This window comes from Botrimarina hoheduenensis, assembly GCF_007859815.1.
In the GTDB taxonomy this organism is placed as follows: Bacteria; Planctomycetota; Planctomycetia; order Pirellulales; family Lacipirellulaceae; genus Botrimarina; species Botrimarina hoheduenensis.
Window position 1 is genome coordinate 147,970 of sequence record NZ_SJPH01000009.1, and the last position, 9,870, is coordinate 157,839.

At 62.4% G+C, this 9,870-nt stretch carries 8 protein-coding genes; 5 read left to right on the forward strand and 3 right to left on the reverse strand.

What is annotated here, in order from left to right; genetic code table 11:
- Nucleotides 1–16: 16 nt before the first annotated feature.
- Nucleotides 17–502 (reverse strand): DinB family protein, encoded by a 486-nt coding sequence (locus tag Pla111_RS15405; protein WP_146575341.1) that lies wholly within the window; start codon nt 500–502, stop codon nt 17–19.
- A 90-nt stretch (nt 503–592) separates the two neighbouring features.
- On the opposite strand from Pla111_RS15405, the gene Pla111_RS15410 reads away from it, so the two are divergent.
- Both Pla111_RS15410 and Pla111_RS15415 read left to right on the forward strand, forming a co-directional pair.
- Nucleotides 593–940 carry a hypothetical protein gene (locus Pla111_RS15410; protein WP_146575342.1) on the forward strand — a complete coding sequence of 116 codons (348 nt, stop codon included), beginning with the start codon at nt 593–595 and terminating at the stop codon, nt 938–940.
- Between the two features lie 221 nt (nt 941–1,161).
- Complete coding sequence (locus tag Pla111_RS15415; RefSeq protein ID WP_231931090.1) at nt 1,162–2,286, forward strand: glycosyltransferase family 9 protein; 1,125 nt, start codon at nt 1,162–1,164, stop codon at nt 2,284–2,286.
- A 94-nt stretch (nt 2,287–2,380) separates the two neighbouring features.
- On the opposite strand, the gene Pla111_RS15420 is transcribed toward Pla111_RS15415, so the two are convergent.
- Nucleotides 2,381–3,730, reverse strand: a complete 1,350-nt coding sequence (locus tag Pla111_RS15420; RefSeq protein ID WP_197525074.1) for a DUF1598 domain-containing protein — start codon at nt 3,728–3,730, stop codon at nt 2,381–2,383.
- A 388-nt stretch (nt 3,731–4,118) separates the two neighbouring features.
- Between Pla111_RS15420 and Pla111_RS15425 the strand changes: the two genes are divergently transcribed.
- The 3 genes from Pla111_RS15425 to Pla111_RS15435 all read left to right on the forward strand — a co-directional run bounded on the left by Pla111_RS15425 (nt 4,119) and on the right by Pla111_RS15435 (nt 7,479).
- Nucleotides 4,119–6,239: a sigma 54-interacting transcriptional regulator gene (locus tag Pla111_RS15425; RefSeq protein WP_231931091.1), complete on the forward strand. Its 2,121-nt coding sequence runs from the start codon at nt 4,119–4,121 to the stop codon at nt 6,237–6,239.
- A gap of 129 nt (nt 6,240–6,368) precedes the next feature.
- On the forward strand, nt 6,369–6,599 hold the full coding sequence (locus tag Pla111_RS15430) for a hypothetical protein (protein ID WP_146575344.1): 231 nt from the start codon (nt 6,369–6,371) through the stop codon (nt 6,597–6,599).
- A gap of 52 nt (nt 6,600–6,651) precedes the next feature.
- Nucleotides 6,652–7,479: a TatD family hydrolase gene (locus Pla111_RS15435; RefSeq protein ID WP_146575345.1), complete on the forward strand. Its 828-nt coding sequence runs from the start codon at nt 6,652–6,654 to the stop codon at nt 7,477–7,479.
- A gap of 117 nt (nt 7,480–7,596) precedes the next feature.
- Here the strand turns inward: Pla111_RS15435 and Pla111_RS15440 are convergent, their stop codons facing one another.
- On the reverse strand, nt 7,597–9,231 hold the full coding sequence (locus tag Pla111_RS15440; protein WP_197525075.1) for a metallophosphoesterase family protein: 1,635 nt from the start codon (nt 9,229–9,231) through the stop codon (nt 7,597–7,599).
- Between the last annotated feature and the right edge of the window lie 639 nt (nt 9,232–9,870).

Below are 9,870 nucleotides of genomic sequence, written 5' to 3' on the forward strand. Positions count from 1 at the left end.
GCTGCTTGGGTGGCTTTTAGACTCGGGGCATGCCTGCTGCCCGCCGCCAACCGCTGAGCTGGCCGACATGCAGCCCCAAGTGAGTTGTGGCCAGATAGACCACGGCCGGCGCAACCGTTGCAAACTGCTTGCCCCACGTCGGATGGGCTAAGGGTGCCTCCCACGCGGCGGCGTGCGCTTCGGCCATCACCGCCGCTGCGTCTTCATAGCCAGACTGAAACTGGTCAAGGATTGCCGTCTTTGACCCGTAGGCCGCGCGATCGGCCAGAGGTTGGCTGTTCTTACCGCAGGGGGCGTCCCACGGGTTGTCGAACGCCTGGCCGCGGAGCAGAGCTGCGATCACGTCGTTGTAGAGAGAGACGTGCCCGACGAGCCAAGCCGGATGGTTGATTCCCGGGATCGGTTGCTCCGCGAACTTGTCATCGGCGATGTCGGCGGTAAGTTTCTGGAGCGTCTCGGCACCCCAGCGGTAGGAAAACAGCAGGGCGTCGGCAGAGACCATCGGCTACTCAGCGGGCGAGGGGGGGCGTGACAGAGTCGTTAAACACGCGGTTAGCCTACCGCTTGTCCCCCCTGCGCAAAGGCCCGACCCATGCTTAAGCGGTTTCTCCAGTGGTTGAGCGATTGGACCGGCGACTCGGATCTCGACCGCGCGATCCATGCCCAGCTCCGCCGCGATGGCTACGCCGTTCACGCGGCTCAGATCCGCGAGGTGCGTCTGGCGGCGATCCAGCGTCCCGGGTGGGTGCAGGTCTATCGTTTTGCGGTTGAGACTCACACGGCTCCACAAAACCCCCACCAAAAGCGGCCCGTGGTGCTGCTGGGGCTCTCGCGAGAGGACGGCCGCGAGTCGCGCATCGAGGTGCTGCTGACCGAAGACGAAGCGGTCTGGCGCGAGCGCCTTGAGATTTGGTCCGAGGGACTGATCCGCCGGCGCTAAAGTGCTAGCCCCAACGCCAACAGCACTAACGCTGCCGCGAGATTCGAGGTGCCGTTTGGGGGGAGCGTAGTTGTCGGCAGGGCTGTGGTGACGGTAGCATCTGTGCTGTCGCGGACCGAGGAATCGGGCCGCTGCTTGCCGCAAGTGGGCGTATTACTCCCGCTAGGTTCCGCACGCCGTTCGTTGCTGCTCTGGTCTTTGGCCCGTCAAGGAAGACGTGGATGTCTGTTCCGCCGAGTCCGCTAACGCCCCCCTCTGACCCGCTTGCCAAAGGTTCGGCAGCGGGCAGTCCGCGGGTGCTGATCGCGCGGATGAGCGCCATCGGCGACACAATCCTGACCTTGCCGGTAGCGTGCCGGCTGCGCGAGGCATTTCCCCACGCTTTTTTGGCGTGGGTCGTCGAAGAGAAATCGGCCGCGTTCGTCGTAGGCCACCCGGTGCTCGACGAAGTGATCGTGGTGCCCCGCGGGTGGTTCACCAAACCAGCGGAAATCGTTGCGTTGCGACGCCGGTTGCGGCCGCTCCGCCTTCAGACCGCTCTGGACTGCCAGGGACTCACCAAGTCGGCCCTTGCTTGCTGGCTTTCAGGCGCGTCGCGGCGGATCGGCTTCGCCGGGGCTCACGGCGGTGAATTAAGCCCTTGGCTCAACAATCGGTTGGTCACGAATCGTCATCCGCATGTGACCGATCGCTCACTGGAATTGCTCGGCGAGGTCGGTCTGGCGGGGCTCGTCGGCAAGCCGGGGGTGCGTTGGGACGTGCCTATCCCCGCTGAAGCGGTTACCTCGGTTGCCGCTAAGCTGCCATCATGGGCTCAGGCCCGCAGCTTTGCCGTGATCAACCCGGGAGCTACCTGGGACTCTAAGCTCTGGTCGATGGACCGTTTTGGTAGCCTGGCGGCACGCCTGGGTGAAACACTGGGGATGAAGACGCTGGTTGTGTGGGGCGGCAAACGCGAACTGAACGACGCTCAGCACATCGCCAACAACAGCGACGGATGGGCCGAGTTGGCACCTGCCACCACACTGCGAGAGCTTGCCGCGGTTCTCTCGCTAGCGCGGCTCGTGGTGAGCTCTGACACCGGACCGATGCATCTGGCCGTTGCGGTGGGCGCACCGACCGTCGGTTTGCACGGGGCGACGCGTCCTCAGGATTGCGGGCCCTATGGCGCACCCCACCTGGGGTTGCTCAAACAGTTTCAGGCCGGCGGACGCCGCGAACGGCGTCAAGCGGACAACAGCGCCATGCTGGCAATCAGCGTCGACGACGCTTGGCACGCATGTCGACAGGTCCTGGAGCGGTCGGCAATGCCCACCGACTCATTGAGAATCGCCAAGGCGTCCTAGGCCATCAAGGGTTGTCCGAACCTTCCGAATGACCTTGGGACGAACCCCGCAGTCATTTCCGCCCGTCACGGGTTTAAACAGCCCCTTTGCGTTGCTACCACCACCAACCGGCCCCCTCGGGGGCAACCGCACGGGTGCTGACGTTAGTCAGCCGCTCGTTCTCGGTAACGGTTTCATTCGCCACGAGCCAAGGGTAAACCTGCACACCGCCCGAAGCGCTGATGACCCAGCCGCCCCGTTTTTTGACGAAGGCCGCTTTGGTCGCTACCGCTTCGGGGGCCTCATAGGCTTCAAGGACGTACTCTTCGTTCAGTTGCCGCGCGACGAGGCCCGAGGCGTCCCAGAGCCCTTCCTTAAGCAGCAACGCGCCCACTACAGCCACGTCGAAGGCGTTTCGCACTTGGCCAAATGCCGAATCCTGGGCGGATAGGTCTTCGAAGTTTTCGGTGAGTCGGTCGGCCCACCGCGAGGCGTCGCCGCCCGCTTTAGCACCCCGCTGCGCCTTGCCGTCGGCATCGATGTAGTCTTGTTCGGCTAGGCACTTAACGCCTTGGCCACGCAGCTCCCAGGCCAGCCCTTGATTGTCTTTTGCCAGTGGCTGGTAGTTGGTCGCGAGCCACCAGCGCGGCAGCATGCTCGAGGAACGCGGCATCCTTTGAATCAAATCAAGGTAGCTTGGCAATCCCGCGATCGGTGCTGGCTCGAAGCCCATCGCAAGACGCTTCATCCGAAAGTCGGCGGCAACCAGCGAGCGGGCAAAGTGGCTTGTTGACGGGGTACCGGAGATCGTGATCACTTGTTGCCCGATCGCCTGCTCAAGCTTGCGAGCCGCCACTAGCGGGCCGTCCTGCGGAGTCAGGTTCACGCGCTGGGCGTTGACCAAGCCGCCAGGAGTCGGATCGATCGAGCAGCTGATGCCCGGTCCGTTGGCAGCTTCGGCGGCCCGCAGGCCGACGATCAGATCTTCCAACATCACCACCGGTCGTCCGGTTGTTTTGCCAACCGTGTTGCCCAGCTCATCGACACGCCATCCCTCGGCAGGCCCTGCCAAGACAATATCGCCGCTGCCGGGCTCCCCCGTTTTGGGAGGGTGAACAAACACAAACTGAACCCGCTGCAAGCCGGCCAGATAGCGCACGGCGTCGGGTAGCGGTTCGTCGGTGCGTGCCGACTCAGCCAACGCGGCTTCAACGCCACGCAGCGAGACCATCCGCAGATCCACAAGCGGATCGAGATTCTCTGGCACGGGGGCGAGGCTGGCCTCCCACGCGGCCCGCAGTTGCTCGGTAGCGTCTTCCGCCGGGGCCGAGACAACGCCCTCGGTATCGATATAGATGCCGCCCACCGCCGGAGCACGGATCAGGCCTCCTGCATCGGCGGGCACAGCCCCTCCCAGCAGAATGAACGCCCCGGCGAACAGTCCCGCGGCAAGCGATAACCGCACTGTGGGGCGACAACAGAGTCGAACGAGCCGATCGGCTCGACACGGCATAACTTTCTTCACGGCGCTCTCCAAACCCTCGTGGGGACGGTTGGCGGGAACAACCCGGCAACCTTCCAACAAGCCTTGAGAATAGTTGGTAAGTTAAGTGGTATCAAACGGTTTCGTCCACCGGCCACCGCCAACGCTTCGAGCTTGCCGGTTGGCACGGTCCGCAGGGCTAATCGGGTTGGGCTCGCCCCCCAAACCGCGGGTTCGGCAGCCTTTCAGGTTGTCGGCACCCGGTGTCCACGCGTACCCTGAATAGCGGTAATTTTGAACCGGCGGGGGAGCTTGCCCCCCCTCCCGTCCTGCCTCTGGTTCCTGTCAGCCCTCGCGAGCCTTCCCTTCGATGCCAGACTCTGCGGAGATCACCGCCTACCTGGTTATCCGCGAGGGATCGAAATGGACCGACGTCTTTCGGCTGCTGCCGGGCGAGGCGGTAACGATCGGCCGGGCCCCGACCAATCGGGTGGTGGTCAAAGACGAACGCTGTAGCCGGAACCACTCGGAAGTTTTTTCGTCGGCCGGCGAGTGGGTGTTACGCGATCTCGAGAGTCGCAATGGGACAACGCTCAACGGCACTCGGATCGGTGCCGACCAGACTCTCAAGCCGGGCGATATTATTCGCGTGGGCAATGTGTGCTTAGCGTTTGTCGATGACCTGCAGGCGGCCTTCCCCGACTCGCAGAATGTGCTGCGCGCGTCACAACGCATCACCGGCTCAACGGATGTCGGTTTGGAAGCGGTCAATCTGCTCCTGGAAGACAAACCCGGCGAAGGCGAAGACGACGCCAGTATCTTCGAGGCCGACCAGAACGAGCCCACGCACATCACCCATCGTCGCGATCAAAGTCGCTATCTGGGACCGGTTGCCGATGATGAATCATCAGAGCTTAGCGGCGTGGCGCTCGAGTCGGCGGCCAGCACGCCCAAGGTGGGTCGGGCCGCGGCCATGTTGTGCCGCTTGGCCTTCGATCTGGCCAAGGCAGGTTCAATTGCCGACGTGGCACGCACCGCGCTGGACGGTCTCTTTAGCGGGACCGCTGCCGACGCCGGGGCGATCTTGTTGATGCGCTCGCGCGAAGCGACTGGCGAGAACACCGACGATCTGGTCGAGACCGCTGCTCGCAGCGACACCACGCACCGTTATCACCGCGTCTCGCGGTTCTTGGCTTCGACAGTATTGCGCGAACGCCAGGGAGTCTTGGCCCGCAACATCATGGACGACAGCCAGCTTGGTGCGCGCGACTCCAGCGGAGACATCCTCGCGACCAGTGTCCTGTGTGTGCCGATCCGTCACGAGAGCGGTCCCTTGGGGCTTGTGCACCTCTACGCCACCGACGCCGCCAAACCGCTCGATCCGGACGACCTAGAGTTCAGCCTCGCGGTGGGCGATACGGTCGCCGTGGCGCTCAAGAACCTGGAGCGTCGCGAGGCGCTCGCAGAAAACCTCGACAAGTTTCGCGACGAGAACACCCAACTCCGCGAGCAGCTTGGCGTCCAGAGCGAGATCGTCGGAGGCAGCGAAGCCATCAAACGTGTGACGCGCGACATTGCGCGCGCGGCGCCAAGCCGCGCAACGGTGCTCATCTGCGGCGAGAGCGGTGTGGGCAAAGAATTGGTTGCCAGGGCGGTCCATTACAGCAGCCCCCGCAGCAAGGGTCCCTTCGTGTGCCTTAACTGCGCGGCTCTGACCGAGTCGTTGCTGGAGAGCGAACTCTTCGGCCACGAGAAGGGCGCGTTCACCGGCGCCACCGATCGCAAGATGGGCAAGTTCGAAGCCGCCAGCGGCGGCACGCTCATGCTCGACGAAATCGGCGAGATGAGCCCCACAATCCAGGCCAAGTTCCTCCGCGTGCTCGAAGGGCACGCCTTCGAGCGCGTTGGCGGCAGCAAGCCGATCTCGGTCGACGTGCGTGTCATCGCGGCGACCAATCGCGATCTGGAGCAGCGCGTCGCCGAGGGCGCCTTCCGCCGCGACCTCTACTTCCGGCTGCACGTGCTCGAGATCACCGTCCCGCCGCTGCGCAAACGCCCCGAAGACATCCCCCTGCTGGCGGAGCACTTCCTCGAGCGCTACAACGCCGAAACGGCCCGCAAGATCGAAGGCTTCAGCACCCGCGCGATGGAAGCCATGCTGACCTATCGCTGGCCGGGCAACGTTCGCGAGATGAAGAACGTGATCGAACGGGCCGTCGTGCTGTGCCCCGCGACGGTGATCGATGTCGACGATCTGGTGCTCTCCACGCTCAAGACGAGCGGCGACACCGAGGCCGGCCAACCCGAGGGTCGCGGCGGGGCATACGAGGCGATTTCGCTTGCCGAGATCGAACGCCGCCACATTCTTGCAACCCTCAAGAGCACCGGCTGGAACAAGAGTCGGGCGGCAAACATTCTGGGCATCGAGCGGTCGACGCTCGACCGCAAGATCCGCCGCTACCAGCTGTCTTCGAAGGCTTCCTCGGCTTAAGCGTTTCTAACGCTGGATTGCGGCCCCGAGCAGGCTTGGCTCTATCCGCCGACGCCGGGACCCTTACTCGGCTACGGTTGTGGACTTTAGCATAGGCTGGTTATCCCCTTCCCACTCCGGAGTCTCGCCGTGCTCACACCGCAGCAGGTGATCGATCGCTATTACCTCGAGCACCGCTGCATGCTGCTCGAGATTGGTGCTTTTCTGGATCGCTACAACGCCGCGACCGAAGCCGCCGGGCACCATGCGGACAACACACACAAGCTCGACCTCCTGCGTGAAGCCTTTCAGCAACTGCAGGGACCGGCTCCGTCCGAGGGGCACGCTGCGAGTTTGCTGCAGTTATTTGCCAAAGTCTAAGTCTGGTTCTTCTGCGTCTTCCTAATCGAACGCGACACGGTCTTCTCACGCCATGCAGATCATTCAGCCGCACTATCACGCCATCGCGCGCACCGCCCAAGACTACGAGCGGATGGCCATGTCGGGAGTGGTGGCGGTCGCCGAGCCGGCCTTCTGGGCGGGCTTCGATCGCCGCTATCCGGAGACCTTCATCGATTACTTTCGGCAGATCAGCGAGTTCGAGCCCACGCGCGCTGCCGAGTACGGCATTCGGCACTTTTGCTGGGTGGCGGTGAACCCCAAAGAAGCGGAGAACGTCGCGCTCACGCGCGAAGTGCTGGCCGCCATGCCGGAGTTCTTCGCCAAGCCCACCTGTCTGGGGGTGGGCGAAACGGGCTTGCACAAGTCCACGCCGAATGAGTGCGAGGCGCTCGCCGCGCATGTTGAACTGGCGATGAAGCACCAGCAGCTCGTATTAATCCACACGCCGCACCTGTCCGACAAAGCGCACGGCACCCGGCGTGTGCTCGAGGTGCTTGCGGGATTGGACGTTGACCCACAGCGTATCTGGATTGATCACGTCGAAGAGCAAACCATCGAGCCGTGCCTCGACGCGGGCTACTGGGTCGGATTCACCCTGTACCCGGTCACCAAGTGCTCGCCCCGCCGCGCGGTCGATATGCTGGAAAAGTACGGCCGAGAACGGATTCTCGTGAACTCCTCGGCCGATTGGGGGCCCAGCGATCCGTTCACCCTGCAGGAATGCGTGCTGGAGTTTCGGCGGCGCGGACACTCGCTGCAGGAAGCGATCGAGGTGTTCCACAACAACCCGTGTCGATTCTTGGGGCAGAACCCCAAGTTCGATATCGAGCCGCTCCGGCTTGAATCAGTGAGCCGGTGAGCCCCAAGCGAGATCGCTCGCGAAGAGCGCTTTGCAGCGGCCGATGTCGCCTACGCTCGACCATAAGCGAATAATCTTCTTGCCCAGGTGGCCCGATGTCGAAGCGATGATGGGGCTTCAATTCTTGGCCGCTCGCGATCGCAAGATAGTTGCCGTTCGCGGCCATCCGGGAAATTGCTTCGCATCTGACTGGGTGACGTCCGCATCCCTTGGCCAGCACTCAAACGTTACCTGGCTGGTCGGCTTGTCGAAGCGGATCAGACCATAACCCGCCCCCTGTGACGAGGTCTCGGGGTTGGCGTAGGCGTGCATCGTGATCTTATTACCAAAGCCGTCCAGGTAATCGCCGGTCCACGGTAGAACTTCGTCGGGATCGCGATTAGCGCCGGGCGCATCGCCCAGGGGACGCCACCAGCGGGAGTAGATGCTATTGACGATTGCCGGAACGGCGAACGACCAACCCGCATCGCGATAGCGATCGACGCCGTACTCAATCAGCATGGCAATGTGTTGATCGCCGGCCAGGTGCACCGCGCCGGCTTCGCGAAGCAAGCGAACCGCCTGGTCACGCCCTGATTGGGGCCAGCCATTGGAGTCGAGGTCGGCGTAGAGGCGCTCTTGGTTCGGTCCGTGCAAGTGGGGTCCTCCGCAGAAGGAGGTCTGTGAGAGTAGCACCTTGAAAGCGACTTGGCTCGGATCGCGTGCCCATTGCTCAAGGAATTCCAGCTGGCGTTCCCCCAACAAGATAAGTCCGGGCTGATCGAGCGCCTTCGGATCGTAATCGGGCTTGGTAACGTGATCGGGACGCGGACCTTGTTGCGGGATCTTACCCGCCGGACCCGACTTGAACTTCCTGTCTTCGATAATCGCGAAGTCGACGCCGCCGAGGAGCAGGCTGGTGTAATAAACCCCGATACCACGGTCGATCGGCGTCGGATCGTACGGGTCGGGAAGATGGGCGGTCTGGCAACGATCCACCATCCGCACGTACTCGGGGTGGAAGTTGTAACCGCCATCAGAACTGTCCTTGCGGGTCGCGAGCTTGCCGCCCTCGCCCCACAGATTCGGCTGACCAATATCATGATCATCGGGGATCGTCACGCACGGGCGGTCTCGGAAAACATCGCGAAACTGGAGGCCGAATTTCAGCCAGGCCGCCGTGTGCTGACGATGGTCGTAAGACTGATCACCAGCGAAAAAGACGAGGTCGGGGTTTTGATGATTAATGTTCCGCACGTAGTTGGGACGCAGACCGCGATCGTTGCTTGAATTACAAGACAATGCGGCCACTACGATTTCACGCTTGTTAACAGGGTCTTTGCGAATCAGCCCTTCGTAGACAGCTTTTACGCCGTGTCGGATTCGGTAGGGGATGTCGGTGGTCGTATCCCAGTTGGGCACGCGAAACAGTGCTGACCAGCCAAGGTCGTTGACTGTCGCCCGTGCGACTTCACTCCAGCTCTCGTCGTGCTTAATCTCGAGTCGGACGGTGCGAGATTCGTCGGGATAGAGAGGGAAGAGCTGGGCCGAGAGCTTCAGTTGACCAGAAGAGACCGTATAGATGCCAAACGCAATGACTTCGTCTCGTGGCACGCGGGTTTCGACAATCCGCGATGCGGGGCGATTCCACCAGTCATTCACGCAGAGTGTGTCGAGTTCGGTGAAGGGGGCCGTCACCTTCGGCTGGAGAGGGGACTCAGCCAGCGATTGATCGCAAACGCCAATAACCGCCAAGGAAAGCAACGCAGCCACAACCGACAGACTCCGCCAAACGCTGTTCGCAATGCATCGCCTCGCGCGAATACTTGAGCATGTAGTCGTACAGCGGGAGAAGCCTTGAATACTCCATCCGGTGTTAATTGACTCGTAACTCGCCAAAGACCCTATCGATTCGGCTTTCATCTGGCCCCTAAGCTTCGGTTTAGTTCAAGTTGTGGCTTTTCAATATGCATCGGGCACTCTTTTGATCACTCGCAGTATTGATCACTATTAGGCGATCTAAGACTGGCGTAATTACCGCAGGACGCGATGGTGGCTGTCCTGCGTGGCTGCGTGACCCAAGCATGGTGCCTTGCGGCAGATCGACGAGGCAATCCCAATCACCATCAAGGCACTTCGGCGTGCGGCGGGAACGACTCTCCGTCGATCGTCACGTTGTCGCAATGCTCGACAAGAAAAGCCGATCCGGAGCCGCCGCGCGGTGGGTAAGCTTGGGTGTGGCCTTCCCCCGATCTATGTACCACCTGCGATGAGAGAATCGGGATTGTTGATCTCTACTCCGCTGGCCCTCCGTAGCGGAGGGGCCTGCTGAGGCGTAGCCGAAGCAGGCCCTGGAGCGGAGGTGGGCCAGCGGGCGGCGAACACGGCCGGGGGGATGTACCAGAGTGAGCT